The following is a 26628-nucleotide window of genomic DNA, read 5'->3' on the forward strand; positions in this document are numbered from 1 at the left end:
CAAGGATCAGAACAATGGCACTTTCTCTTTCGAGAAGGATGGTGACGTGCGCTCTGCTGGCAGGCAGCTTCATGTCCCTTTCATCTATCGCCAATGCTTTCGAACTTGCCGAGCAGGGCAAGCTTACGGTTGCCTTCACCGGCGACATGCCCGGCTCCGGCTGGCAGGACGGGAAGCTGGTAGGTTATGACGGTGAAATCATGCAGCGCATTGCCGACAAGCTCGGCCTCAAGATTCAGCCTGCCCTCATGGAATGGTCGGGTACGATCGCCTCCGTTCAGTCAGGCCGCGTCGACGTCATGCTCGGCACCATGGGCTGGACCGAAAAGCGCACGAAGATCATGACGCTGTCAGAGCCGATCCACTACTTCAAGAACGGCATCATGCAATCGACGAAGACGAGCTGGGACAAGCTCTCTGACCTGGAAGGCAAGAAGATCGGCACGATCACCGGCTTTTCGTTCGTCCCGGAACTGAAGAGCATCAAAGATCTCCAGCTTTCGCTCTACGACACTTCCGACGCGGCCGTGCGCGATCTTATCGCCGGGCGCATCGACGCTGTCATCGGCGATCCGCCGGTAATCTCCTACGCCATCAAGCAGAACCCCGATTGGAATATGCACTTCCTCGCCTTCACCGATAACAGTCCGGATTTTCCGCTGCTGACCGGTCTCGGCCAGGTCGTCTATGGCCTCAACCAGAAGAACGACGATCTGCGCCAGAAGATGGACGCCATCATCGCCGACATGTGGAAGACTTGCGAGATGAAGGAAATCGGCACCCGCTACGGATTGTCGTCGGATGTCTGGTTCAAGCCTGTGGGTCAAAACTTCCGCGCCGGCGTCGATCGCCCCGCAGATTACAAGCTGCCGTCCTGCGCAGCTGGCGGCTGAACGAGCGTGCGGACGAAAGCTGCAATCGGCGGCTTTCGTCCACCCTCTTCGCCTACTGCATAATTCCTTAAATCGGAATCGATTTCAGGAGAAAATTATGCAGCAATTCAAAGTGCTACAGCGTCCTTGGCGCGTCTGAAAAGACGCGCGGCGCTGTAGATATAATCGCATAAGGAAACGGCGATGAATGCGCTTCTGAGCGTTGCAGGCCTGCGCAAGAGCTATGGTCCTATCGAAGTTCTCAAGGGCATCGATTTCGATGTCGCGCCAGGTGAGAAAATTGCCCTGATCGGCCCATCCGGGTCTGGGAAATCCACCTGTCTGCGCTGCATGAACTTTCTGGAAAAGCCCAGTGCCGGCGAGATCCGCCTCGACGGCGAGCGGATCGGCGTGCGCAACGGCCAGGTCATGAGCGACCGGCAACTTGCACCGCAGCGCGCCGAGATGGGCATGGTCTTCCAGCTCTTCAATCTCTGGCCGCATCTGTCGGTGACGGAAAACGTGGCGATTGCGGCGCGCAAGGTGCGCGGCCTGGCTGCTGCCGAGGCACGCGAACTGGCTTTGGAGATGCTGGCCAAAGTCCATATGACGCACCGCGCCGAAGCCTCACCACTCGAGCTGTCGGGCGGCCAGCAACAGCGTGTCGCGATTGCGCGGGCGCTTGCCCAGAAGCCAAAGCTCATGCTGTTCGACGAGCCGACATCGGCACTCGATCCCGAACTGGTCCAGGAGGTTCTGAAAGTGATGGAGGAGCTGGCAGACGAAGGGCGCACGATGCTGATCGTCACGCACGAGATCGCGTTTGCGCGCGACATTGCCGACCGCGTTCTGTTCCTCGACGGCGGCACGATCGTGGAATCCGGCCCGGCACGCCAGGTCATAACCGCTCCTCGGGAAGCGCGCACGCAAGCGTTTCTCAACAAGATCCGGCACTAGGCGTGTCATGATTGGATTTTCCGTATTCTTCTCGGTCGTCCAGGGGCTCGTCGCCGGGCTTGGCGTAACCGTTTTCGTCACGATCGCCTCGCTGGTGCTTGCAGCCGCTTTCGGGTTCCTTCTCGCTCTGCTCAGGCAATTTGCTGGGATCAGGTTCATCAATCTCGCGATCGATGCCTGCTGCGAAATCCTCTGCAATGTGCCGGCCTTGACGCATCTGTTCATCCTCTACTTCGGGCTTGCCAGCCTCGGCGTGAAATTGACGTCGATCACGGCGGCCATCCTGGGCCTCGGGCTCATCGGGGCGGCGATCACCTGTGCAATCTTTCGCGCCGGTTTCGCCGCGCTGCCTGGCGGGCAGGCGGAGGCGGCGCTTGCTGCAGGGCTGGCCCCGTTCCAGACCATCTTTGAGATCCTGACGCCACAGGCCATGCGGATAGCGCTTCCGGGGCTCGGAAACTACGCGGTGCAGCTTCTCAAGGACACGTCCGTCGTCTCGGCCATTGCGGCGCCGGAAATCATGTTCTTCGCCCGTTCAATGGTGACGTCGTCCTTCCAGACAACAATGATCTATGCGACGGCGGCGGCACTCTACCTGTTGCTGAGCCTGCCATTGATGCAGGCAACGCAGTTCCTTGAAAGACGTTACGGGAGATTGAAAGGATGAGTGCTTTCCTGGCGCCCTATGGCGATTATGGTGCCGAATGGCTGCCTCTGCTGCTGCGGGCGATGGTGAATACGGCCCTGCTTTCCGTTTGTGCCTTTGCCCTGGCATTCGTTTTCGGCCTGCTGCTTTCGCTCTGCCAGAAATCCAGTTTCGCAGCGCTGCGGTATTTTGCGGCTCTTTATGTGACGATCGTGCGCGGCGTGCCGCTGCTGGCGGTTCTGTTTCTGCTTTATTTCGGCTTGCCAGGCATCGGGGTCGTCTTCGATGCTTTCGGTGCGGCGATCGCCGGCCTGGCGTTGTGTTTCGCGGCCCAGGTCGCCGAGCTTTTCCGCGCCGGTCTGAAGGCTATACCGGCCGGGCAGAGCGAGGCAGCGCTGGCCGCGGGCTTCACCCCGGCCCAGAGCTTCGTCTGGATCATCCTGCCGCAGGTCGCGCGTGTCATCCTGGCGCCGATGATCATCACCTTCGTCTCTCTGCTCAAGGATTCTTCTCTCGCTTCGCTGATTACCGTCGACGAACTGGTGCTCACGGGGCGGTCCATGGCGACGGAGTATTTCCTTCCCTTGCAAATCTATGTTGCCGTCGGGCTCTGCTCTTTCGCGATAGCCTGGCCGTTCTCGGTCCTCTCGCGCCGGCTAGCCCTTCCGGCCGCCCGCTAACTCGTCATCACAAGGCCAAGACCATGACCACTGAAACGACCGTTGCCACGGGCAACGCATGTCGGCATGCAACGCAATCGCATGAACCTCGTTGGCCGGTGATCCTCATGACGCCCGACGTCAGCGAGGCGCCCGATGCGCCGACCGAGACGGAGTATGTGGTGCGCGCCAACTATGCGGAGGCCATAGCCGAGGCAGGGGGAATTCCTTTGATCTTGCCTTACAACACCCGGAACCTGGCATCAGCGTTGGCACTCGCCGATGGGATCGTCCTCACCGGTGCGCGGCCAGGGACCGAAGTGACAGGCGCGCGCCGGCAGTTTGAAATTCAGCTGGTCGAGCAGGCCTTGAAAACGGGCAAGCCCCTTCTCGGCATATGCCACGGCATGCAACTGATCGGTGAATGCCTTGGAGGCGAATTTCAAACCGCGCTGCCGGCCGCCGCCGTATCCCACATCCCACACGATATCCCCGACGTTTTGGCGCACGAGATCATCGTCGAGCAGGGCAGCGTGCTGACCGATTGGGTGGGGAAGGGGCCGGCACGCGTCAACAGCCTGCACCGGCATGCTTTGGCCGGCGAAGGACGCTTCCGTGTCGCCGCGCGGGCGCCGGACGGAACCATCGAAGCGTTCGAAGGGGACACAGACGGCTTTTGCCTCGGCATCCAGTGGCACCCCGAATACCGGCTGAGCGAACTCGACAGGAATATCATGAGGGCCTTCGTCGACCGCAGCGCAGAAGCAGCAGTCCGCAAGGCACGCAGTGCTTCATCGGCTGGAGGCAATCGTGTGCGCGAACGGCTGGCACAGCTCGAGCTTGCTCTGCCGGAAGCATCCTCGCCGCCAAGTGCATTTTTCGGAGCAGTGCGGGCCGGCAACATCATCACCGTTTCCGGTCAGGTGCCGCTGAAGGATGGTGCGGTGCTGCGGACAGGACATCTCGGAGTGGACGTCTCCATCGAAGAAGGGCGAGAATGCGCGCGCTGGGCGCTTCTCAATGCGCTTGCGCAGCTGGAGAGGGCGGCGGGCGGCTTTGATAACGTTCTGGGCTTCGTCCGGCTCGCGGGCTATGTCGCGGCGGATGCTGCTTTCGCGCGCCACGCCGTCGTCGTCGATGGCGCTTCGGAACTGCTCCGAGAGCTTTTCCCGGATCGATGGGCGCATGCCCGTATCGCGATCGGCGTCGCATCTCTGCCGCGCGGGGTTCCTGTTGAAGTCGCGCTGACAGCCGTCGTCGGCGACGAGGCTTGAGATGGCGCGCGTTGCGGTGATCGGCGCCGGCGTCATCGGCGTATCGTCGGCCCATCTTCTGGCCCGGGCGGGGCATGATGTGACACTTATCGATGCGGCAAGTGAGCCCGGCATGGGGGCGAGTGCCGGCAACGCCGCGCAGCTGTCCTGGGCCTATGGTGACGCAATGGCATCACCAGCCCTGCTGAAACATCTGCCAGCGATTGCGATGGGCCGCGATCCAGCCTTCCGGATCTATTGGCAGCTCGATCGGGACTTTCTCTGCTGGGGGCTGAAATTCCTTGCCAATACACCGTTCAGGTGTTGGTGGAACAATACGCAGGAGATCCTGCGCCTTGCCGAGCAATCCCGTCACGAGCTCGCAATCCTGCTTAAGGAAACCGATATCGAATTCGACTATCGTGTCGCCGGAAAACTGCACCTCTATGCCGATCGGCAAAGTTTTTCTGCCGCCGATTCCAGTGTCGCGCGCAAGAATGCCCTCGGCTTCGAACAGCGCCTGCTGACGCGAGTGGAGGCGGAAAACATCGAGCCTGCGCTCGCCGCGTATCAGGGAGAGATTGCCGGGGCCGTTTACACTCCAGGTGATGCACTCGGCGATGCGGCCGGATTTTGCCGCCAGCTGACCGCCTGGATGATCGAGCGTCGGCAGGTGTCGGTGCTTTTCGGCAGGAGGGTCTCGAGCTTCGTCCAAACGGGAGGCGTGCTGACAGGGCTGAGGTTCGAAGACCGCGATGAGCTTCACGTCGATGCGGCCATCGTCGCCGCAGGACCGCAGATCCGTTCCCTCATATCCGATTTGCCCGAGGCCCGAGACATACGCCCCATCAGAGGCTACTCACTCACCATTCCAAGAACTGGCCTTGCACCAAGTATCAGCCTGACAGACGTCAAGCGAAAGCTCGCCTTTGCAGCCATCGGCGACCGCTTTCGTGTCGCCGGACTGGCAGATATCGAGCGTCCTGGGGCCGGTTTTGATGCCGGACGTTTCGAGACGCTGAGGCTGGCCGCGTCTGCTGTGCTGCCCGACCTTTTCGAGCGATCGGACGAACTGATGAGATGGTCGGGCGAGAGGCCTATGACACCGACCTCCATGCCCATTATCGCCGCCTCCCGACACATCAAAGGTCTCTACATCAATGCCGGTCACGGCATGCTGGGTTGGACGCTTGCATTAGGCTCTGCCCGCCGCGTGGTCGATCTCTTTCAATGAGTCGGTGGCTGGCGCCCGGTGCTTACAGTTGCTGACGCTCTTCCACCTGCCGCAGCGTTCCGGCAGGGACTGCCGAGACTTCGATCAATTCATACCTCTTCACATCCATCTGATCGTTCCGGATCATAAAATCCGGAACGAAGTGAGTCAGAACTCATCACCAAATGGAATGCGGGTTTGTCCTAGCCGAATTTCTCGGTCGTATCGGCCTTGCCGAACACCCAGTAGCCGGAAGCCTTGATCCAGCCGAGCGGGCAACCTCGTTCCAGCAGGTAGGCGCGGATATCGCGTGTCACCGACGCTTCCGCCGCGACCCAGATGAAGGTTTCCGGTTTGATATCGACCGTACTCAAGAGTTTCAGCAGCGCTGCGGCATCGGTTGCCTGAGAGAGCGGCCGGTGCGCCCAGTGGAGGTGCAGCTCGGCCGATGTCTCGAAGGTCTGCTCTTCCAACGGGCCGGTGACGGCCGCGATTGTGGTGACGACGGTTCCGGCGCCGCTTTCCTCGATCCGGCGGCCGATCGCCGGCAGTGCTGTTTCGTCGCCGATCAGCAGCCATCGTTTTACGGTCTTCGACACTACGGCGGAGCCTCTTGGTCCGCCGATCTCGAGCCTGTCGTCCGGGCCGGCGTCGATCGCCCATTTCGTCACCGGACCTGCCTCATGCAAGGCAAAGTCGATGGTCAATCTCCGCTCGGCATTGTCATAGCGGCGCGGCGTGTAGTCACGGCGCTCTTCTCCGCCATCGGCAGTGGGAATGAAGATCTTGATGTGGTCGTCAGCACCGAGACTGATGAAATCGGCGAGATCGTCACCTGCCAATACGACACGGCGCATGCTCGGAGTGATATCGACGACGCTTTCGACTGTCAGTAAGCGCCGCCGCGTGTCGTGGCGGATCCGCTCGATGCCAGGGGTCGATGAAGCTTGATCTTTGAATTGATTGTTATCCATGTGTCCTTCTGGGGCTTCTGAAGCTCGATCCGCAGGACACAGTCGCGCAGATCGAAGCCGCAAAGCCGTTCGATCATACGCGTTGAGTGACGTTAACGCTTACGTGGCCGGGTGACCCGACCATTGACGGCATGATGTAGCCGACGACGGCGGCATGTGCAACGTCAAGGTGGTCAACAAGGGCGATGATTGCCAAAGTTTAACTTTCCGGCGCCGTTCCGGTTGGGCAATGATCGACCGATCAGCGGTTATGGAGAAGACAATGGACAGCAGAATCCAGGACGTGCTCGACATCTATCATGCGATGATCGAGACGGAGCATAACAGCCCACGCGAGCTGCCTCCCGGCGGGCGCGATGGAGGACAAGATCAGCGGCTGCGGGCGGTCGGGCCTGCGACCGGGCAGTTCATCAATATCCTCACCAAGAGCCTCAAGAGCCCGACCATTCTCGAACTCGGCACCTCCTTCGGCTATTCCGGGATCTGGCTGGCGGAAGCCGCGCGCGCTTCCGGCGGGCGGCTGATCACCATGGAAATGCACGACTACAAGTCTGCCTATGCACGCGACATGGCCGTCAAGGCAGGGCTCGCAGAGCATGTGGAATTCAAGGTCGGCGATGCGGTCCAGATGATCGGCGCGCTTTCCCAGGGCATCGACTTCGTGCTGGTGGATCTCTGGAAGGATCTCTACGTTCCCTGCCTTGAAGCCTTCTACCCCAAGCTCAATCCGGGCGCGATCATCGTCGCTGACAACATGCTGCGCCCGGGAGGCGATGATATCAAACGCTACGGCGAGGCTGTCCGCGCCAAGCCCGGGATATCAAGCGTGCTGCTGCCGGTCGGCAGCGGGCTTGAGGTCAGTCGGTTCGATTGAGGCTGAGGTGAGATCAGCGGCCATTTTATTTTTGGTTGCAGCAAAAAAGATGACACGTTTGAAGCTAATTTCCGACACTTTCCCGATCAAAGCTCCGCCATCGCGAGCTTTGGAGATGTGATGTCGGGCATTCTTATCGCCACCCTGTTGGCAACGGTTTCAGCAAAGATTCCCGCCGGATTTTCCAGCGGTGACCTGCTTTATTCTGATTGCGGCGGCTCCCGGCAGTTTGTCGTCGGATATGTCGCGGGTTGGCTGGACAAGTGGAACCGGGACGAGTATTTGGCCCGCCGTATTTTCACTGAAGTCGTTCCTGCGCCGAAAGCAATGGTGAACTCGGCGTATTTTGCCAACTCCGTTGGGGTAAATGTCTGTGTGCCGGTTGGAACGACCGCGGAAGCAATCGGCAATACGTTGTGTACATTCCTGGAAGAGAATCCCGGCATTCGCGAGGCCACCGGCGACGAGCTGATGACGACGTTGATCGCCTATAAATACCGCTGCCCCGTGCCGTGAGAACGTCAAACTCCTCCCGGCTTCTTGGTGTCGATGAAACGGCTGAGCGAGGTGGCGGCGTTCAGCATGTGGGCGCGCATGCGCCGGGATGCCATCTCGCCGTCGCCTTCGGCGATCGCCTGCATGATTGCCTCGTGTTCGTCCCGGGATCGGCGGAGCCGTTCGCCCTGGCGCAGCTGCGTGCGCCGGAAGGCATTCAGGCGGTTGCGCACGGCGATCGCCTGTTCGGCAAGGAAGCTATTGTGGGTGGCGTGATAAATCGCTTCATGGAATTGGCGGTTGAAGCTGTCATAGGCATCGAAATCGCCGGCTTCGACAATCGGCTCTGAGAGGTCGTGCAGTTCGATCAGATGGCTGCGCTCCAGCGGCGTCATGCGGTAGGTGGCGAGCTTGACGCATATGGCCTCGATTTCGGCAACAGTCTCGAACATCTCCATGATGCGTTCCGGCGTCATGCGGGCGACGACACCGCCGCGCCGGGCGCGAAGCTCGACGAGGCCGCCCGCCGCCAGCTGACGCAACGCTTCGCGAACCGGCGTGCGGGAGGCGCCGAAGCGATCGGCAAGCTGCTGTTCGTCCAACGCTGCGCCTGCCGCCAGCGTGCCGGTGGCGATCTCGTCCGTCAGGGCGTTGCGAATGCGGTCGGAGAGCAACCCGCGATCATCGCCGTCATCCTCGATTTCGAAACCACCCGCCATTCCGTTATCTCCGATCTGTTTCAACCTCGACGGCTCTATCGATTGTGTATGCAAATGCGATCGACGTGCCGCTAGGCGTATACACTGATAGCATCACGAAGGTGTTACGTATTCAATAATTGACTTTATATCGGATGGGAATACATAAATCTCCAGCAAGCAGGCTTCTGCATACACGAAGCCGCTTCCAATACTGAATTTGAATACGACGGGAGCCGCAACGCGGCGACGGCCAACGCCTCGCGCCGGGCAAAGCAAACCGTGCCGACATGGCATCACAGACCAACCGATTTCGACTTGGCTTCGGTTCTTCGGTCCCAAACCAGCATGCTTTCGATCCTTCAATTCCTGGACGCACAAGGAACCAGATCATGATGATGAACAGACGGACTTTCTCGGCTGCCCTTGTTGCCGGCGCCGCCGCTTCTCTGCTTGCTACCCGCGGTATGGCTGCGACATCCGCTCCCGTAAAGGCGCGCAACGTCGTGCTGGCGCACGGGCTGTTTGCCGACGGCTCGTGCTGGACCGAGGTGATCGCGCGCCTGCAGGCCGCCGGGCTCAATGCCACGGCGGTGCAAAACCCACTGACGACGCTGCCCGAGGCCGTCGCTGCCGTGAAGCGGGTGCTCGACCGGCAGGATGGCCCGACGGTTCTGGTCGGGCATTCGTTTTCCGGCATGATGGTCACGGAGGCCGGCGTACACCCTGACGTTTCGGCGCTCGTCTATGTCGCGGCGCGGGCGCCGGATGCAGGTGAGGATTATACTGCTCTCGCCAAAACCTTCCCGACGCCGCCGGCTTCGGCCGGCATCGTCTTCGACGGCGACGAGGGTCGGCTGAGCGAGGAAGCATTCCTGCGAGATTTCGCCGGCGACCTGCCGGAGGCGAAGGCGAAAGTTCTTTACGCCGTGCAGCAACCGTTCCAGAAGGCGCTGCTGACCGGCAAGACGACACAGGCCGCCTGGCGTTCGAAGCCGAGCTGGTATGCCGTTTCGACCGAGGATCGGACGATAAATCCCGATCTCGAACGCTTCATGGCCAAACGCATGGGAGCAAAGACCATTGAAATCCAGGCCAGCCATCTGTCGTTGATCTCCCACCCGGACGAGATCACAAAGCTGATCCTCACGGCGGCGGGGCAGAATACGGACTGATGCCGAGGCCGGGAAGCGGCAGGGCCGTTCGCCGGCTGGTCACCGGCGCAGCGGCCTGAACGCTGCTCGAAGCTCGGCGGAGATGAGCTCCGGCTGCTCCCAGGCGGCGAAGTGGCCGCCCTTGTCGACCTTGTGGAAATAGATAAGGTTGCGATAGGCGCGACGGGCCCATGTCTCCGGGGCCTGTTAGCTCTCCCCAGGAAAGACGGTGATGGCGACCGGAAGCGCGATCTTGGAGGTCTTCTCCCCGGCCGCAAGGACGGGACTGCGCCCGCCGCCATATTCCCAGTAGATCCGGGCCGAGGAAGCGGCGCTGTTGGTCAACCAGTAAAGCGTGATGTCGTCGAGCACCTCGTCGGGAGACTTTTCGGGATCGCTGCTGTCCTAGGTCCAGTGCGCGAAGCCTGGATGACCGAGCGTCCATGCCGCAAGGCCGGCCAGGGAGTCCGATATGGCGTAGCCGATCGTCTGCGGTCTCGTGCCCATCATCGTGGCATAGGACCTGTTCCCCATCTTGGCTGCGGCGCTGAGGGCATCGAACGCCGCGCGTTCCTCGGTGGAGTGTCGCTGCGGCGCTGGCCCGCCCGCGGCGAGCACCGCGGCAACTTCGGGCGGCACGACAGCCGGCAGGTTGATGTGGATGCCGAGCAGACCTTGTGGCGCGAGCCGTGCCATCGCGCCGGAGACCGGCGAGCCCGTGTCGCCGCCCTGGGCGACGTAGCTGCTGTAAGCGAGGCGCTTCATCAGTTCTGCCCAAGTCCGCGCGATGCGGTCCGGCCCCCAGCCGGTGCCGGTCGGCTTGCCGGAGAAGCCGTAGCCCCGGCATCGACGGAATGACTACGTCGAACGCATCTTCGGCGCGTCCGCCATGAGCGGTCGGATCGGTGAGCGGGCCGATGATCTTGAGGTTCTCGAATACCGATCCGGCCAGCCATGGGTGATGATGACGGGCAGGGCATTCGGATGTTTCGAGTGGACGTGAATGAAGTGGATGTCTAGGCCGTCGATCTCGGTGATGAATTGCGGCAGCGCGTTCAGCTTCGCTTCCGCCAGTCGTAGCCGGTGCCCCAATAATCGACGAGCGGCTTGATCTTTTCAAGCTTTATGCCCTGCGACTGATCGTCGACCGTCTCGCGTTCGGGCCAGCGTGTTGCCAGCACGCGCCGGCGAAGGTCGAGGAGGTCCGCCTCGGGAGTGTCGACGCGAAACGGGCGGATCGCATCTCCCGTGGCAGCCGATGCCGGATAGGACGGAAACAGGCTGCTCGCGCCCGCGGCGGCGATCCCGATCGCCGCGGTGGTCAGAAACCTGCGCCGGTCGCGGTTCAGGGATTCCGAGTCGGCACTTGCGAGCATTTTGAAGAGCATGGTCATGGCATTGTCTCCTTTGAAGCAGACGCCTTGGGCAAGACTTCGATGAGTTCGGCCGTCGTCAGAATAGCATGGGCGTAGGTCGGGCCGTTCAGCTTGTGCGCAGCATGCATTATTAGGTGCGAGAAGGCGGCCGTCGCGTCGCTCACCAGGGTCGCGAATAACCGAGTTCCATGGCGACGCGGGCGGTGGATTCGATACAGATATTCCCGCCGGATCATCTCGATGCGAGGCCGGCCGTATTGCGCAGGTGATCGGGATGCGTGCCGCCGCCCATACTTCTCGCCACCATCGCGACGATGGTCTCGAAAAGTTCATCCTTTGCCTCGACGGCAGTGATATCGCCTGAGGCTGCGGCATAGGAGAGGGCTTCGGCAGCACCGAGCATGGCCCAGAGGCCGGCTGCGGCGATCGTGCCGGTGCCGGCGAAGGGCGAAAGCGCAATGCGGCATTTCTCGATGAAAACCGCCTCATATTCGCGCTTGATCCTTTCGAGTTCCGGTGAGCCAGCGAGCGCGGCAATGACGCCGGGGATTTCGCGGCCCTGGAGAAGCACGCAATCGACATAGGAGGTGGCGATGACCGCGGCCCGGTCGGCGAGATATGGCTGGCTTGCCGCAAGGGCTGCGTCCATCACTGTGGTCTGGCGGGCGTCGAATTCGCGGTAGAGCGCCGCAAGCAGGCCGGGGCGGGTTTCGAAATGATCGTAGACCACGGGTTTCGTCACGCCCGCCTGCTCGGAAAGCCGGCCAAGGGTCAGCGCTTCCGTTCCCTCGTCGCGGGCGATCTGCCAGGCGACGTCGAGAAGCTGGCGATGCCGATCCTGCCGCGACATGCGGCGGCGCGGCTGCGGATCGGTCGGCTGATCTGTTGTTTCGGCGCTTGACATCACTATATACCAAAAGTAACTTACTGAAAGTAGCTTACCAAAGGTATACAGGCTGCGCCGTCCATCCACAATCATTCAGCAGGAGTTTTCGCCATGCACGCACTCATCGTCGTCGCGCATCCCGATCCCCGGTCGCTTACCCATGGCGTTGCTGCGCATCTCGCCGAGGGCATCACGCTTTCCGATGCCGGCCATTCCTTCGAGATCGCCGATCTTGCGGCCGAGGCCTTCGATCCTCGCTTCAGTGCTGCCGATATCGCCCTGCATCTCAGGGAAGGGGTGTTGCCCGCCGATGTTGCCGCCGAGCAGGCAAGGATCGACCGCGCCGATGCGCTGGTGCTCGTCTATCCCGTCTACTGGTGGTCGATGCCGGGGCTGCTCAAGGGATGGATCGACCGGGTCTTCACCAATGGCTGGGCTTACGACTACGGCGCGGATGCCAGGCTGGTGAAGCGGCTTGGCCGACTGCCGGTGCATCTGGTCGGCCTCGGCGGCGCTGATGTCAGGACCTATGCGCGGCACGGTTATTTCGGCGCGATGAAGACGCAAATCGATCATGGGCTCTTCGACTATTGCGGCGCCCGGGTCGTGACATCAGAGGTGCTGTTCGAAGCCGGACCGGACCATGCAACCGCTCATCTGGAGGCTGCGCACGTCATCGGCCGCAGGCTTTTTGATGCCTCCCGGCAACGCAAGGCGGCCGACGCGGCGTAACGATGTAGCGCGAGATCCGACGGCGCGGTTTTGCTGGCTGGCGCGGGCAGAGTCTTGCGCCGCCGGCTTTTTCACGAGACAAGCCTTGGATGAGTATTCCGACGACACATCCCTTCGATTTCGATCCGACCTACGGAATGCAGCTCGAAGAACTTCTCGCGGTCGAGCCGCCCGAGGCGCCTGCCGGCTTCGATGATTTCTGGAAGGCGCGGTATCTCAAGGCGCTGGCGGTCGATCCGCAGCCGGTGCTGCGCTGGAGCAAGATCACCCATCCCGATTGGCATGTACTCGATCTCGTCTATCTCTCGACCGGTTCGTTCCGGATCGGCGGCTGGCTCATCCTGCCACGTCAAGGGGAGGTGCGGCGCGGCCTTGTAGTCGGGCATGGTTATGGCGGGCGGGATCGTCCCGATTTCGATCTGCCGGTCGAGCAGACGGCGGTGCTCTTTCCCTGCTGCCGCGGGCTGTCGCTCAGCGCCCGTCCGCCGATTTCGCAGAATCCCTCCTGGCATGTGCTGCACGATATCGACAAGCCTGGATCCTATATCATCGGCGGCTGCGTCGAGGATTTGTGGCTTGCCGTGTCGACGCTGGTTGCGCTCTATCCCTGGGTGTCAGGGCATATCGGCTATAGCGGCATCAGCTTCGGCGGCGGTGTCGGCGCAATGGCGATCGCTTACGACCAGCGTATCGATCGCGGTCATCTGGCGCTGCCGACCTTCGGGGACCAGCCGCTGCGGCTAACGCTGCCGACCGTCGGCAGCGCGCAGTCGGTGCAGGAGTATCACAAGAAACACCCGGATGTGCTGGAGACGCTACGCCTCTACGATGCGGCAAGTGCCGCTTCCCGGATCAAGGTGCCGATGTTGGTTGCCGTCGCCCTTTTCGATCCTTCCGTCGCGCCACCCTGCCAGTTCGCTGTCGCAAATGCGCTACCGAAATTTAATGAAATCTTCATCCTGGATGCGGGGCATTTCGACTATCCTGGCAGTGCTGAGCAAGAGGCGGTTCTCCGCGACAAGATCGGACAGTTTTTCAGGGTGCCATGAACCGCGAATATCTCAGCTGGTACAGCCAGCGGCTGCATCGAGACATGGAGATGCTGGTGTTCGGCCATGCCGGCGCCAAGGTGCTGGTATTTCCGACGCGGGACGGGCGCTTCTTCGAATATGAACAGCTCGGCCTGGTCGCGAGTCTCGCCGACAAGCTGCAGGCCGGCCATCTCCAGCTCTATTGCATCGAGGGCCTGGCGGCAGAAACCTTTTACGGCTTTCACCGTCACCCGGCCGAGCGCATCCGCCGGCATGGCGCCCTTGAGGATTATATCCTGCACGAAGTGCTGCCGCTGATGGCGGCGAAGAACCGGCATGACTGCACCATCGTGCATGGCTGCAGTCTTGGCGCATTCCAAGCAGCGAGCCTGTTCTTTCGCCATCCGCATCTATTCCGCAAGCTCGTCGCCTTTTCCGGCCGCTACGACCTGACGATGAGGGTGGAATCCTTCGGCGACCTGTTCGACGGCTATTACGACGACAGCGTCTATTTCCACACGCCGGCGCATTTTCTTCCAGGGCTCGGCAGCGACTGGCGGCTCGACAGGCTGCGTGAGCGCGACATCGTTCTCACCATCGGCGATGCCGACCCCTTCCTCGACAACAACCGCTATCTGAGCCACCTGCTCGCGGACAAGAATATCGGCCATCAGCTGCATGTCTGGGATGGACGCGCCCACCGCGCCGGCGCCTGGCGGAAGATGGCGCCGCTTTATATTTGAGGGCGCGCCGTTATGGCCAATGCAGCGCCGCCGTCGCCACCGGCGCGTCCCAGAGCGCAATCTCCTCGTCGCTCAGCAAAGCAAGGGTGACGGACAGTCCCTGCATGTCGAGCGAGGTGACATAGGTTCCGACCAGTGAGCGCTCGATCGGAATGCCGCTTTGCTCGATGAAGCGGCGGGCGCCGTTATAGGCAAGGTAGAGTTCGGCCGGCGGGGTGCCGCCGAGGCCGTTGACGAAGAGCAAGGCCTTGGTATCGGGCGCTGCCGCGATGTCGCCGGCGATGGTTTCGCAGAGATGGCCGATGATCGCGTCGGAGGCGGCGAAGGGCTGCCTGGCATGGCCGGGTTCTCCATGGATGCCGACGCCCATTTCCATCTCGCCTGGCCCAAGCGAAAATGTCGTGCGCTCGGTCTGCGGCACCGTCACGCCGTTCAGCGCGACACCCATCGAGCGGATGCGGGTGTTCAATCCCTCGCCAAGCTGTTTCAACTCGGCAAGCGACATGCCGCGTTCGGCTGCAGCGCCCAGCAGCTTTTCGACGATCAGCGTTCCGGCAACGCCGCGCCGGCCATTGCCTTCGCCGGACCTTGATGTCTCGATATCGTCGCTGACGACGACCATGTCGATGTTGTGGCGGTCGCCGGCCATCTCGATCGCCATTTCGAAATTCATCAGGTCGCCGTCGTAATTCTTGACCACGAGCAGGCAGCCGGCGCCGGTATCGGCCTCTTCGATGGACGCGATGATCTGGCTCGGTGTGGGAGAGGTGAAGATATGGCCGACGCAGGCGGCATCCAGCATGCCGTGGCCGACGAAGCCGATATGCATCGGCTCGTGGCCGGCGCCGCCGCCGGAGATCAGCGCTACCTTGCCAGGGGTGAGATGCCGGCGGCGGATGCACTTGCGCTCGGGCCCGAACACCACGAAGGCCTCATGGGCGCGCACGAAGCCTTCGACGCTTTCGGCGACCATGGTTTCCGCAGTGTTCATGAATTTCTTCATCAAGCCCCTCCCAAGGCCAAAAGCATTACGTTACGTCAACCAGCGCACGCGTCATTCGGCACCCGATATCGCGACGATCTTCTGCACCAGATCGGAGATCGCCTCTTCCAATAGGCGGTTTTTCCTGTCGTCGCCGAAGTCGGGCACCATCAGCGACAGGTGCCGCAATTTCTCGGAATGACCGAGGTCCGGCAGCTTCCCGGGATGGGCGGCCTGATAGGCTTCGAGAAAGCGCTCCTGTTCAGCGGCGCTAAAATGGCAGACGCGGACGATTGTGGCGAGATGGCGCGCCGGCAGCGGCGTCGCATAGGTCGGGCTGGTGATCTGGGTGACGAAGCTGCGATGTTTTCCAAGAGCGGTCGCCAGGCGCTGGCGCGTGCCCGACGGCCTGTTGTCGATGATCTGCGCCAGAATGGACTTGTAGGCGATAATGGCGTCTTCGGTGTCTTCGCGCGCCATTCTACTCTCCGGCTGCCTTTGTGCCATCGGCGTTGAGGCCGATGATCGCCGATCTTATCGCGGGACGCCGGGCCGGCGCCACGGAAAAATGCCGGAGGCCGGCGGCGAGCAGCCCGGGCAGATAGTGCGGATTGCCGGCCATGTCGCCGCAGATGCTGACTGGCTTGCCGGCGGTCAGCTTCACCGCCTGGGCAAGCAGCCGGAGCACGGCAGGCGCCGCATTGCCGGCATCCGCGTCGATATCGTCGCGAGAGGAGGCGGCGAGATACTGGGTAAGATCATTGGTGCCGAACGAAAAGAATGCTGCTGACCCGAAAGTATCGAGCATCAACGCCGCGGCCGGCACCTCCACCATCATGCCGATCGGCGGCATCCGGTGGAGCAGGGATCGGCGGCCGAGCTTTTCGGCTTCCTCGCGGAACAGCTCGCGCATCCTGTCGATCGCGTCCGGAAAGGTCACCATCGGCAGCATCACCGAAAGCCTGCCGAAGACCGCGGCGCGTAGCAGGGCGCGAGCCTGGACGCGGGCGATTTCCGGCCGGGCAAGCAGCAGTCGGATGCCGCGCAGGCCCGGGGCCTGACCCGGCAGGTCTTCGAGGCCGGCAAGCGGCTTGTCGCCGCCGATATCGAGCATGCGGATCGTCACTGGCCTGTCGCCCGCCTGCTCCAGCACGCGGCGATAGATCGCCAGCTGCCGTTGCTCATTGGCGGCATCGGCGACGGAGGTGATTGAAAATTCCGAGCGCATCAGGCCGACGCCTGCCGTTGCCGGATCGAGCGCGTCGATCTCGGCGGGGTCGTTGATGTTGATCGAGAGCAGGATCGGCACGCCGTCCGCCGTGCGCAGTTCGCCGCTTTCGTTCTGCGTGTCGGCGGTAGGCGCCTGTGCAGGCGCGAGCGGCGGGATCAGCATGCCGCCCGCCTGCAGGATCACTGTACCGGCATCGCCATCCACGCCGACAGGATCTCCGTCTGCGGCTGAAAAGCGGCCTGTGCCGATCACCATCGGCACCGATTTCGCCCGGGCGAGCAGGGCGACATGGCCGGCGGTGCTGCCTGCGAACAGCGCGATGCCGCCGCCTTTCGACCAGTCATGGGCGAGAAAGCGGCTCGGCTCCATGTCCTTGCCAACGAAGACCGAGCCGGGCGGGAAATCGGCGATCGGGGTGCCGGACAAGGCACCGAGCACGCGGTTCTTGATGTCGAGAATATCGACAGCGCGTGCCCGCATCTGCTCTTCGTCGGCCGCTTCGAGTTCACCGATATAGGCGTCGAGGGTGGCGACCCAGGCGAAAACGACGTTCTCGTCGGCTTCCATGCGCGCGCCTGTTGCTTCCGCGATCGTCGGATCGCGCAGCACCTCGATCTGGAAATCGATGATATCCCGGCTTTCGGCATCGGCTCCATCGGCAAGGTGCTCGAGTTCGCCGATCGAGATGTCGATCGCCTTCTCCAGCGCGCCGTATCCACCAACGGCTCGGGACGCAGGGGCAGCGTCCGGCCGCTCGGCAACGGAAGGAGCCTTCGGCTCCTCCGCGAGAAAGGCCGGGCCGGATGCGATGCCCGGGGATGCGCTCTTGGCTTTCAGTCTAAGCGGTTCGGCCATGTTTCTTTTCCTCATCGAAGTTGCGCTCGATGAGTTCCTTCAGCGCGCGGATCGCCTCTTCGGCGAGGATGCCGTCGGCGCGGATCCGGAGGATCGACCCTTTTCGGATACGCGCACCCATGATCTTGATGATGCTCTTGCCGTTCAGCCAGACGTCGCTGCCGTTGACGGCGATCTCGATCGAACAGGGGAAGGACTTGGCAAGCCGCGTGAAGGTGACGGAGGGGCGGGCATGCAGCCCGACGCCGTGCTTGACTTCTACCTCCGTCTGGCAATTCACCTTAAATGGCTCGGGCAATGGCTCGGGCTCCTGTTTTTCACTACGCAATCCGCTCGTCATCAGGGGGACAGTTCCTCGGCTGTGGCGACGACCTTGGCCAGCGACGCGCCCCCCGACGCCTCGGCGGCGGCGATGACGGCGCCTTCAACCAAAGGCGCATTGCAGATGGAGACGAGGGCCGCGCGGGGAAGGCCCAGCATTTCGATCGCCATCTCGCTGTTGGTTTCGGCGCCGCCGAGATCGACGAAGACGGCGACGCCGGCATCGGACCAGGCAGCCTCGATCGCTCTTAGGATGCCGCCGGCATCGGTGCCGAGTTCGCCATGGACATTGCCGCCCGACCAGGCGAGCGGCACGCTGTCGCCCACCATCTGTCGCACCATATCGGCGATCCCCCTTGCCACCAGCGGCGAGTGGGAGACGATCACGATACCCACATTTGCGGTCTTTCCATTCATTGCGGACGATGCTCCCCGAGATAGCGGCAGATCGCCGTGGTCAGCAGCGCGCAGCTCGACGCGCCGGGATCGACATGGCCGATCGAGCGGTCGCCGAGATAGGCCGCGCGCCCGCGCATCGCCTTCATGTCAGCCGTGCGGCTGGCGGAACGCTCCGCCCTGCGGGCGATTGCGCCGAGCGGCGAGCGGCTGGCGAGTGCCGCATGCACGGGATAGAGCACGTCGAGCAGGGTTTTGTCGCCGGCATGCGCCCGACCGCGTCTTGCGACGGCATCGATCGCCTGTTTCAGCACCAGCGAAAAATCAGTCTTCGCCTCGCTTTTGCGAAGCTCGCGGCCGATCTCCATCAGCAGCGTGCCGTAGAGCGGCCCGGCGGCACCGCCGACATTCATCACCAGCGTCAGGCCGATCTTTTCCATGGCGTCGGGGAAGGGCAGGCTCGACAGGCTCTCGCCTTCGGCGCTCACCGCCTCGCAGCCGCGCCGCATATTGGTCCCATGATCGCCATCGCCGATGGCGCGATCGAGCGCGCAGAGATGATCGCTGTTTGCCGCGATCGTCGCGCGACACACCTCGATCAATCCTGCCACAAGCACCGGTTCCGCCTGCACTGCCATCCTCCCTGTCGCCGCGCCCTCCCGCGGGCTTTCGAATTTCACTTCCGTCAGGCGAGGCTTGCCGCCACACCGAATGCGCCGGCAACCGCGACGGCGCCGGGATCGGCGACACCTGCCAGATCCCTTTCTCCGACATAGGAGGCCCGTCCGGCTTTCGCCTTCATCATCGTCTTCGTCGACTCCGCACCTGCGGCAGCAGCCCTGGCCGCTGCCGCGACATCGCCGGATGCGAGCGCCTGCAGGGCAGGCGACAGCGCATCGACCATCGTCCGGTCGCCGACTGCGGCTCCACCATAGAACGTCATCCTGTCGAGCCCGGCAAGAAGGGCTGCTGATATATCGGCCTTGTCAGCCATTGCCTTTGCCGCTGCGGTGAAGAAGATCGACAGCAGCACGCCGCTCGATCCGCCCATGCTGGTGCCAAGGATATCGCCGAGCGAGGCAAGCGTTGCCGCCGGCCGGTCAAGCGGCAGCGTGTCGAGGCGGGCCAGCACGCTGCGGGCGCCTGAGGCCACCGTCGAGCCGGTATCGCCGTCGCCGACGCGGCCGTCCAGCCGGTTGAGTTCGACTTCCAGTGAGATCAGATGCTCGCAGAGCGCCGTGATCAGACGGCGGTTGCGGAGATCATCCCCGGCCACTGGCGCGTCGTTCAGGCCGGCTGATGTTCTCGGTGCGGCGATGACCTCGATCTCGTGGCGTTCGACGGCCGGCATCCAGGCATGCGGCTCGACCGCTGTCGTTAGCGCGGCCTCACGCACGGCGTCCAGCCGGATCAGCGACAGCGAGAAGCCGTTCATGTTGAGCGCCGTCATCATCGGCGCCGGGCCGATAATCAGCCGGACGCGGCGGCCAAGCGGCGAGGACAGCACGGCATTGGCGATGACGGTCATTTCGAGCGGCGGCACAGCGCCGAGATTGTTGATGAGGAGGCAGTGGCTTGCCCCTTCGCGCAGTGCAGGCGATAGGCGCGCCACCATGGTGGCGACGATATCGACAACCGGCTGCAGCGCAATGCGCTCGACGCCGGGCTCGCCATGGATGCCGAGACCGAGTTCGCCTTCGTTCTCGCCGAGGCGGCTTTCATGCGCCTGGCCGGGCACGCTGCAGGTGGAAAGCGACATGCCGAGCGAGACGATGTCGCCGGCCGCTGCCACGGCATGGGCTGCGACCGTCTTCAGGTCCTCGCCCCTTTCGGCGTGATAGCCAGCGATCTTGTGGACGAACAGAGTCCCGGCGACGCCGCGCGGCTGGTTGATCTCGGGGATGGCGATATCGTCGGCGACGATGACCATTTCGACGTCGAAGCCCTCGGCGCGCGCCTTTTCGGCGGCGAGGCCGAAATTCAGCCGGTCGCCGGTGTAGTTCTTGACGATCAGCAGGGCGCCCTTTTCGCCGGCGACGGCACGGATCGCCGTCAGCACGGCATCGACGCTCGGCGAGGCGAAAATCTCGCCGGATACGGCAGCCGTCAGCATGCCCTTACCGACGAATCCGGCATGGGAGGGCTCATGACCGGCGCCGCCGCCTGAGATGATCGCCACCTTCGACTTGTCCCAGTCCGCGCGCAGGATCACCTTGATGTCGGGAAAGCTGTCGAGGCGGGCAAGACGACCCTTGCTGCTCGTCAGAAGCAGACCGTCCAAGGCTTCGGTGACGATGTTTTCCCTGCGGTTGAAGAAGTGTTTCATCGATTGAGACCCGTCTGTTTGTTTTTCATGCCATCATCACGTCTGTTTGCCGGTCAGGACAGGCGCTGTCCAGCCGCATCGAAATAAAGCGGATCGCGCAGCGTCAGGCTGATCCGGTCGCCCGGCGCGATTGCCAGATATGGATCTGCAAGTGTGACGAGCTTGTGATCCCGCTCCGGCTGCTTGGGATCGCGGACCCTGATGTGCAGATGGTTCTGGTCACCCAGATGCTCGATCCAGTCGATTTCGGCATTGGCATCTTTCCCGACAATAATGTCGAGATGTTCGGTGCGTGCGCCAACGGTTTTCGTGCCGGGCGGCGGCCCGCCGCCCGGCAAGAGGTCCGCCGGCAGAAGGTTGATATGCGGCTGGCCGAGGCGGGCGGCGACGTGCAGGTTGGCGGGATTGCCGTAGATCTCGCGCGGCGTTCCAACTTGCATCAGCCGTCCCTCGGCAACGATGCCGATGCGGTCGGCCATGGTCATGGCTTCCACCTGGTCGTGGGTGACATAGAGCAGCGTCGAGCCGAGTTCCTTCTGGATGCGCTTCAGCTCCAGGCGCAGTTCGGCACGCAGTTTGGCGTCGAGCGAAGACAGCGGCTCGTCCATCAGATAGATCGCCGGCTTGCGCACCAGCGCGCGGCCGATGGCGACACGCTGCATCTCGCCGCCGGAAAGGCGTGTCGAGCGGTTCTCCAGCTTGTGGTCGATCCGGACCATGCGCGCCACTTCGCGCACGCGCCGGTCGATCTCCTGCGCAGTCAGCTTGCGGACCGGCGCCTTCAGCGGGAAAGCCAGGTTCTCGTAAACCGTCATATGCGGATAGAGCGAATATTGCTGGAAGACGAAGGCGACGTCGCGTTCGGCGGGCGCCTCAGTGGCGACATTGCGGCCGCCGATCTCGATGCCGCCGCTATCGGGTCTTTCGAGGCCGGCGATCAGCCGCAGCGTCGTGGTCTTGCCGGCGCCAGTCGGCCCGAGCAGCACGACGAACTCGCCGTCGCGGATCGAAAGATCGAGGTCGGCCAAAGCCTGGGTGTCGCCGAAGCGCTTGGCGAGGTTCCTGAGGACGACATCAGCCATGCCGGGTCTCCTGATAAAGCGAGGATGGCACCGCACGACCGGACGTGCAGTCGAAGAGCGCGAGTTTCGCCGGGTTGAATTCGAGGCCGACCCTTTCGCCGATCTGGAAGCTGCGATTGGCGGGAACGCGGGCCTTGATCAGGCCACCCTGGGTTTCCACTGCCACGACCTGGTTGGTGCCGAGATATTCGCTGCCATAGATGGCGCCGCGCAGCGCCGAGGCGTCGCTGAAGCGGATATGCTCCGGCCGCACGCCGAGCGCCAGTTCGCTTTCGGCCATGTCCTGGTGGATCTCGGGAACAGCGACATCGACGCCGTCGAGCAGGATGGAGCGATCGCCGTTTTTCAGGCCGGAGGTGAAGCGCATGAAGTTCATCGGCGGCGAGCCGATGAAATCGGCGACATACATGGTCGCAGGCTTCGCATAGATCTCCTGCGGCGTGCCGAATTGCTCGATGACACCATGGTTCATGACGGCGATCTTATCGGCCATCGCCATCGCCTCATGCTGGTCATGGGTAACGTAGACGGTGGTCGCGTGGATGCGGTTGTGCAGTTCGCGCAACTCGTGGACCATGATCTCGCGGAACTCGGCGTCGAGCGTGCCGAGCGGCTCGTCCATCAGGAAACATTTCGGACGCCGGACGATGGCGCGGCCGAGCGCCACGCGCTGCCGGTCGCCGCCGGCAAGGCCGGAGACCGAGCGGTTGAGAATATGGTCGATCTGCAGCAGGCGCGCGGTCTCTTCGACGCGCTGACGGATTTCGGCCTTGGGCATGCCCTGCGACAGCAGCGGGAAGCCGATATTCCTACGCACGTTCATATGCGGGTAGAGCGCAAAGAGTTGGAAGACGAAGGCAATGTCGCGGGCGCTGGCGCGATTGAAGGTGACGTCCTCGCCGTCGAGATAGATCTTGCCGCTCGACGGCAGCTCGAGGCCGGCGATCATGCGAAGCGTCGTCGTCTTGCCGCAGCCGGAAGGTCCGAGCAGCGCCAGGAACTCGCCGTCATGGACGGTGAAGCTCGAATCCTTGACGGCGACGAAGCTGCCGAACTCCTTGCGGAGATTTTCGATCCGGATGTCCGCCATGGTTCACACCGGGAATTTCGAGACGATGATGAACATGACCGTGCCTATGAGCAGGGTCACCAGCGAATAGGTGTAGAGCACCAACAGGAAGGGCTGGAACAGCATCAGGAAGCCTAGCCCGATCAGCACGGTGGCGATGGCCTCCATCGGGCCGCGGCGCAGGAAGAACGGCCGTTTCGGACGGGCAGGGCCGGGGGTTTCGATCAGATGGCTCATTTGCGGACGGCTCCGAAGGTGATGCCGCGCAGCAGCTGCTTGCGCAGGAGAATGGTGAAGACGAGGATCGGGATCAGGAAGATCGTCGTGCCGGCGGCGACCGCCGGCCAGTCCTGCCCGCCTTCGCCGATGATCGTCGGAATGAAGGGCGGTGCGGTCTGGGCCTCGCCCGATGTCAGAAGCGCGGCGAAGGCATATTCGTTCCAGGCGAAGATCAGGCAGAAGATCGCGGTCGCGGCAATGCCGGTCGTTGCCTGCGGCAGCACAACCTTGCGGAAGGCCTGCAGCCTCGAATAGCCGTCGATCATTGCCGCTTCCTCGTATTCGCGCGGGATTTCGTCGATGAAACCCTTGAGCAGCCAGACGGCGAGCGAGACGTTGACGGCGGTGTAGAGCAGGATCATGCCCAAGGCCGTGTCCGACAGGCCGAGTTCGCGATACATCAGGTAGATCGGGATGGCGACGGCGATCGGCGGCATCATGCGCGTCGACAGGATGAAGAACAGCAGATCGTCGGCGAGCGGTATCTTGAAGCGCGAGAAGCCATAGGCGGCGAGCGTGCCGAGGAAGACCGCGAGGAAGGTGGAGCCGAAGGCGATCACCAGCGAATTGACGAAGCGCGGCACGAAGTTCGACGGGCCGGCGATCACCATGTTGCGCTTGCGCGTCACCTCATCGCAGGTGCCGACCGGCGCCGGCAGCGAGGCGATATAATCAGGGGTCTGTCGCGTGCGCGTCGTGAACAGGTTACAATAGCCTTCGAGCGACGGCGAAAAGACGATCTTCGGGGGATAGCTGATCGAATCCGGCGGCGACTTGATGCTGGTCAGGAAGATCCAGACGAGCGGGATGAGGGTGATGAGCGCGTAGAGGACGACGATCGTGCCGGCGATGCGCTTGCTGGACGGGCTCGGTTCGACGACCGAATGGGCTGAGTTGGCGGCGCTCATCGTTGCTTCACCTCGTTCAATGCCTTGACGTAGATGTTGGCGAGGCCGAACACCGCGACGAAGAGGATGATGGCGAAGGCCGAGGCCCGGCCGGTCGCCCAGCTTTCAAAGGCAGCGCGCTTCAACGTGATCGAGGCGACCTCGGTGACGGAGCCCGGACCGCCGCCGGTCAGCAGCGTCACCATGTCGAACATCTTGAAATTCTCGATGCCGCGGAAAAGCACGGCGAGCATGATGAAGGGCAGGGCCATCGGCACGGTGATCGACCAGAACTGCCGCCAGGGCGAGGCACGGTCGACCTCGGCCGCCTCGTAGATATAGTCGGGGATCGAGCGCAGGCCGGCGAGGCAGATCAGCATCACATAGGGCGTCCACATCCAGGTATCGACGATGATGATCGCCCAGGGCGCCAGTGTCACGTTGCCGAGCATCTGGATATCCGATGTCGGGATGCCTGACACCAGCGACACGGCGTAGGCGAAGAGGCCGATCTGCGGCTCGTAGAGAAAGCGCCAGAAATTGCCGACGACGGCGGGCGACAACATCATCGGGATCAGGATGATCGTCGTCCAGAAGGCATGGCCGCGAAACTTGCGGTCGATCAGATAGGCGAGCGTAAAGCCGATCACCGTCTGCAGCACGATTGTCCAGAAAACGAAATGCGCGGTGGTCTGCATCGCCTGCCAGATATCGGGGTCGTTGAGGACGCGCTGGTAATTTCCGAAGCCGACACCCTGGACCGGCGCATTCGGCCGGTTGGCGCGGTAATTGGTGAAGGAGAGATAGACCGCCCAAAGCAGCGGAAAGATGTTGATCGCCAAAAGCAGAGTGATGGCAGGTGCAATGAACAGCCAGGCGATCGCCCTATCGGAGAGGCCGCGGACGCGCCGGGCGACCGAGGAGGGCGTTGCCCTTGCAGTCGCATCGGCTGCCTTCTCGACGATGGAGGAATGGGAAATGGTCAAGTCTTCACCTGGTATTTTTGGGATACGGGGTCTTTTGGGGTATGAGAGATCTGGCGGCCCGGCTCGACTGCCGATCCGGGCCGCCATCCTGTCGAGGATGGCGCGCATCAGGGATGCCACGCGTCAGATCTTGCCGTCGTCCTTGAAGACGTCGCTCCAGTCCTTCACCAGGCCGTCGAGCGCTTCCTTGGCGGTGCCGTTGCCGGCGACCACGTAGTTATGGACGCGCTTTTGCATGGCCTGCAGCAGCGAAGCGTAGCTCGGCTCGGCCCAGAAGTCCTTGACGATCGCCATCGAGTCCAGGAAGGCCTGGGCATAGGGCTGGCTCTTGGCAAAGCCCGGCGCGCTGACGACGGAATTCAGGCATGAAAAGCCGCCGAGTTCCCACCATTTGGCCTGCACGTCAGGCTGTGCGAACCATTTGATGTATTGCAGGGCGGCGTCGCGCTTGTCGGAATAGGAGACCACCGAGATGCCCTGGCCGCCGAGCTGGGCGAAGTGCGCCTTTTCAGCCGGATTGGGGAAGAAGCCGATCCTGTCGCCGCCGACCTTCTCGTCCTTGTAGAGGCCAGGCCAGGTGAAGGCGAAGTTCATCTGCATGGCGACCTGGCCGGATTTGAAGGCGTCGGCGGATTCGACCATATAGACGTTGGAGCTGCCGGGCGGCGTGCAGCAATCATAGAGCGACTTGTAGAATTCGAGGCCCTTCACCGCATCGTCCGAGTTGACGAAACCTTCCATGTCATAGGGCTTCTTAGGGTTCTCGTACTGGAAGCCCCAGTCGTAGAGCACGTTGGTGACGCCCATGGTGATGCCTTCGGAGCCGCGCTCGGTATAGATCGAGGCGCCATAGACGGTCTTGCCGTCAATCTCGCGTTTCTGGAAGAACTCGGCGATCTGCTTCAGCTCGTCGTAGGTCTTCGGCGCGGCGAGGTCCCGGCCGTATTTCTCCTTGAATTCCTTCTGCAGTTCCGGCTTCTCGAACCAGTCCTTGCGGTAGGTCCAGCCGACGACGTCGCCCATGGCAGGCAGCGCCCAGTAGTTCGGGGTGTTCTTCGGCCATTCCGAGTAACCGACGACCGTCGCCGGCACGAAGTCATCCATCTTGATGCCTTCCTTGTCGAAGAAGTCGTTGAGCTTGACGTAGTGGCCGTTCTCGGCCGAGCCGCCGATCCATTGGCTGTCGCCGATGATAAGATCGCAGAGCTTGCCATGGGAGTTCAGCTCGTTGAGGAAGCGGTCGGCATAACTCGTCCAGGGAACGAATTCGAACTTCATCTGCGTGCCGGTCTTGGCGGTGAAATCCTTCGACAGCTCGACGAGCGCATTGGCGGGGTCCCATGCGGCCCAGCACAGCGTCAGTTCATCGGCTTTGGCGAGATTGGGCAATGCCGACGACATGACGAATGCCGTGGCCAGCCCGAAAAGGGCTTTCGATGTTTTCTGCATAAGTTCCTCCCAGAACCAAGGGCCGGCTCCCCGCCGGCGTCGCATGTTCACCCACTTCAGAGAATGCTCACATGAACTCCTCAATCATCATGTTTAGCAATATGTTTAGTGATATCTATTTTTATAAACATTGCAAGCGCCAATCGTTGCTGCAATGCGACAGGTGTCGCACCACATGGGCGGATAGTTTTGGGGGCCGATC

At 62.4% G+C, this 26628-nt stretch carries 28 protein-coding genes and 1 pseudogene; 12 read left to right on the forward strand and 17 right to left on the reverse strand.

What is annotated here, in order from left to right:
- Positions 1–14: 14 nt before the first annotated feature.
- From OLZ32_RS00520 to OLZ32_RS00545, 6 genes are all read left to right on the forward strand, one after another.
- On the forward strand, positions 15–893 hold the full coding sequence (locus tag OLZ32_RS00520; protein ID WP_264395260.1) for an ABC transporter substrate-binding protein: 879 nt from the start codon (positions 15–17) through the stop codon (positions 891–893).
- A gap of 183 nt (positions 894–1076) precedes the next feature.
- Positions 1077–1829: an amino acid ABC transporter ATP-binding protein gene (locus OLZ32_RS00525; RefSeq protein WP_017988683.1), complete on the forward strand. Its 753-nt coding sequence runs from the start codon at positions 1077–1079 to the stop codon at positions 1827–1829.
- Between the two features lie 7 nt (positions 1830–1836).
- Positions 1837–2496, forward strand: coding sequence for an ABC transporter permease subunit (locus tag OLZ32_RS00530; protein ID WP_264395263.1), 660 nt, complete (start codon positions 1837–1839; stop codon positions 2494–2496).
- Positions 2493–3155 carry an amino acid ABC transporter permease gene (locus tag OLZ32_RS00535; protein ID WP_264395265.1) on the forward strand — a complete coding sequence of 221 codons (663 nt, stop codon included), beginning with the start codon at positions 2493–2495 and terminating at the stop codon, positions 3153–3155. Before OLZ32_RS00530 ends, OLZ32_RS00535 begins: the two co-directional genes overlap by 4 nt.
- Before the next feature lie 23 nt (positions 3156–3178).
- A complete protein-coding gene (locus OLZ32_RS00540) occupies positions 3179–4408 on the forward strand; it encodes an Atu1372/SO_1960 family protein (RefSeq protein ID WP_017988680.1) in 1230 nt (409 codons plus the stop codon).
- A gap of 1 nt (position 4409) precedes the next feature.
- Positions 4410–5621, forward strand: a complete 1212-nt coding sequence (locus OLZ32_RS00545; RefSeq protein WP_264395269.1) for an FAD-dependent oxidoreductase — start codon at positions 4410–4412, stop codon at positions 5619–5621.
- A 182-nt stretch (positions 5622–5803) separates the two neighbouring features.
- Here OLZ32_RS00545 and OLZ32_RS00550 read toward each other — a convergent pair whose 3' ends face one another.
- On the reverse strand, positions 5804–6574 hold the full coding sequence (locus tag OLZ32_RS00550) for a siderophore-interacting protein (protein ID WP_264395271.1): 771 nt from the start codon (positions 6572–6574) through the stop codon (positions 5804–5806).
- Positions 6575–6836: 262 nt separating this feature from the next.
- Between OLZ32_RS00550 and OLZ32_RS00555 the strand changes: the two genes are divergently transcribed.
- Both OLZ32_RS00555 and OLZ32_RS00560 read left to right on the forward strand, forming a co-directional pair.
- Positions 6837–7448, forward strand: a complete 612-nt coding sequence (locus OLZ32_RS00555; protein ID WP_264395273.1) for an O-methyltransferase — start codon at positions 6837–6839, stop codon at positions 7446–7448.
- A gap of 120 nt (positions 7449–7568) precedes the next feature.
- A complete protein-coding gene (locus OLZ32_RS00560) occupies positions 7569–7964 on the forward strand; it encodes a hypothetical protein (RefSeq protein WP_003540671.1) in 396 nt (131 codons plus the stop codon).
- Positions 7965–7969: 5 nt separating this feature from the next.
- On the opposite strand, the gene OLZ32_RS00565 is transcribed toward OLZ32_RS00560, so the two are convergent.
- Positions 7970–8662, reverse strand: a complete 693-nt coding sequence (locus OLZ32_RS00565) for a GntR family transcriptional regulator (protein WP_017988675.1) — start codon at positions 8660–8662, stop codon at positions 7970–7972.
- A gap of 371 nt (positions 8663–9033) precedes the next feature.
- Between OLZ32_RS00565 and OLZ32_RS00570 the strand changes: the two genes are divergently transcribed.
- Positions 9034–9816, forward strand: a complete 783-nt coding sequence (locus tag OLZ32_RS00570) for an alpha/beta fold hydrolase (RefSeq protein WP_264395281.1) — start codon at positions 9034–9036, stop codon at positions 9814–9816.
- Between the two features lie 39 nt (positions 9817–9855).
- Here OLZ32_RS00570 and OLZ32_RS00575 read toward each other — a convergent pair.
- Positions 9856–11361 (reverse strand): annotated as a pseudogene (locus OLZ32_RS00575) (epoxide hydrolase family protein).
- 42 nt (positions 11362–11403) lie between these two features.
- Positions 11404–12075: a TetR/AcrR family transcriptional regulator gene (locus tag OLZ32_RS00580; protein WP_264395283.1), complete on the reverse strand. Its 672-nt coding sequence runs from the start codon at positions 12073–12075 to the stop codon at positions 11404–11406.
- 93 nt (positions 12076–12168) lie between these two features.
- Here OLZ32_RS00580 and OLZ32_RS00585 point away from each other — a divergent pair, with 93 nt between their 5' ends.
- The 3 genes from OLZ32_RS00585 (at position 12169) to OLZ32_RS00595 (ending at position 14563) form a co-directional block, all read left to right on the forward strand.
- Complete coding sequence (locus OLZ32_RS00585; protein ID WP_264395285.1) at positions 12169–12789, forward strand: NAD(P)H-dependent oxidoreductase; 621 nt, start codon at positions 12169–12171, stop codon at positions 12787–12789.
- 89 nt (positions 12790–12878) lie between these two features.
- Entirely contained in the window at positions 12879–13838 is a 960-nt protein-coding gene (locus tag OLZ32_RS00590; RefSeq protein ID WP_264395286.1) for an acetylxylan esterase, read from the forward strand.
- The gene (locus OLZ32_RS00595; RefSeq protein ID WP_264395287.1) at positions 13835–14563 is read left to right on the forward strand and encodes an esterase family protein; all 729 of its coding nucleotides are present in this window, start codon (positions 13835–13837) and stop codon (positions 14561–14563) included. Before OLZ32_RS00590 ends, OLZ32_RS00595 begins: the two co-directional genes overlap by 4 nt.
- 10 nt (positions 14564–14573) lie before the next feature.
- On the opposite strand, the gene OLZ32_RS00600 is transcribed toward OLZ32_RS00595, so the two are convergent.
- The 13 genes from OLZ32_RS00600 to OLZ32_RS00660 all read right to left on the reverse strand — a co-directional run bounded on the left by OLZ32_RS00600 (position 14574) and on the right by OLZ32_RS00660 (position 26426).
- Positions 14574–15566, reverse strand: a complete 993-nt coding sequence (locus OLZ32_RS00600) for a dihydroxyacetone kinase subunit DhaK (protein ID WP_003540657.1) — start codon at positions 15564–15566, stop codon at positions 14574–14576.
- A 51-nt stretch (positions 15567–15617) separates the two neighbouring features.
- Positions 15618–16025, reverse strand: coding sequence for a hypothetical protein (locus OLZ32_RS00605; protein WP_003540656.1), 408 nt, complete (start codon positions 16023–16025; stop codon positions 15618–15620).
- 1 nt (position 16026) lies between these two features.
- Complete coding sequence (locus OLZ32_RS00610) at positions 16027–17631, reverse strand: putative PEP-binding protein (protein WP_017988668.1); 1605 nt, start codon at positions 17629–17631, stop codon at positions 16027–16029.
- Complete coding sequence (locus OLZ32_RS00615) at positions 17615–17971, reverse strand: HPr family phosphocarrier protein (protein WP_011652425.1); 357 nt, start codon at positions 17969–17971, stop codon at positions 17615–17617. Before OLZ32_RS00615 ends, OLZ32_RS00610 begins: the two co-directional genes overlap by 17 nt.
- Positions 17971–18369 carry a dihydroxyacetone kinase phosphoryl donor subunit DhaM gene (gene dhaM / locus OLZ32_RS00620; protein ID WP_003540653.1) on the reverse strand — a complete coding sequence of 133 codons (399 nt, stop codon included), beginning with the start codon at positions 18367–18369 and terminating at the stop codon, positions 17971–17973. The genes OLZ32_RS00615 and dhaM overlap by 1 nt, the downstream gene beginning before the upstream one ends.
- Complete coding sequence (gene dhaL, locus OLZ32_RS00625) at positions 18366–18986, reverse strand: dihydroxyacetone kinase subunit DhaL (protein ID WP_017988667.1); 621 nt, start codon at positions 18984–18986, stop codon at positions 18366–18368. The genes dhaM and dhaL overlap by 4 nt, the downstream gene beginning before the upstream one ends.
- A gap of 47 nt (positions 18987–19033) precedes the next feature.
- A complete protein-coding gene (locus OLZ32_RS00630) occupies positions 19034–20674 on the reverse strand; it encodes a dihydroxyacetone kinase subunit DhaK (protein WP_264395288.1) in 1641 nt (546 codons plus the stop codon).
- 53 nt (positions 20675–20727) lie between these two features.
- Positions 20728–21756 carry an ABC transporter ATP-binding protein gene (locus OLZ32_RS00635; RefSeq protein WP_017988665.1) on the reverse strand — a complete coding sequence of 343 codons (1029 nt, stop codon included), beginning with the start codon at positions 21754–21756 and terminating at the stop codon, positions 20728–20730.
- Positions 21749–22846 carry an ABC transporter ATP-binding protein gene (locus tag OLZ32_RS00640; protein WP_017988664.1) on the reverse strand — a complete coding sequence of 366 codons (1098 nt, stop codon included), beginning with the start codon at positions 22844–22846 and terminating at the stop codon, positions 21749–21751. The genes OLZ32_RS00635 and OLZ32_RS00640 overlap by 8 nt, the downstream gene beginning before the upstream one ends.
- Before the next feature lie 3 nt (positions 22847–22849).
- Positions 22850–23062, reverse strand: coding sequence for a hypothetical protein (locus tag OLZ32_RS00645; RefSeq protein ID WP_017988663.1), 213 nt, complete (start codon positions 23060–23062; stop codon positions 22850–22852).
- The gene (locus tag OLZ32_RS00650; RefSeq protein ID WP_264395289.1) at positions 23059–24012 is read right to left on the reverse strand and encodes a carbohydrate ABC transporter permease; all 954 of its coding nucleotides are present in this window, start codon (positions 24010–24012) and stop codon (positions 23059–23061) included. The genes OLZ32_RS00645 and OLZ32_RS00650 overlap by 4 nt, the downstream gene beginning before the upstream one ends.
- Entirely contained in the window at positions 24009–24977 is a 969-nt protein-coding gene (locus OLZ32_RS00655; protein WP_264419500.1) for a carbohydrate ABC transporter permease, read from the reverse strand. The genes OLZ32_RS00650 and OLZ32_RS00655 overlap by 4 nt, the downstream gene beginning before the upstream one ends.
- 123 nt (positions 24978–25100) lie before the next feature.
- Positions 25101–26426 carry an ABC transporter substrate-binding protein gene (locus tag OLZ32_RS00660; RefSeq protein WP_017988661.1) on the reverse strand — a complete coding sequence of 442 codons (1326 nt, stop codon included), beginning with the start codon at positions 26424–26426 and terminating at the stop codon, positions 25101–25103.
- Between the last annotated feature and the right edge of the window lie 202 nt (positions 26427–26628).

Origin of the sequence: Rhizobium acaciae, from assembly GCF_025941625.1 — a bacterium.
In the GTDB taxonomy this organism is placed as follows: Bacteria; Pseudomonadota; Alphaproteobacteria; order Rhizobiales; family Rhizobiaceae; genus Rhizobium; species Rhizobium acaciae.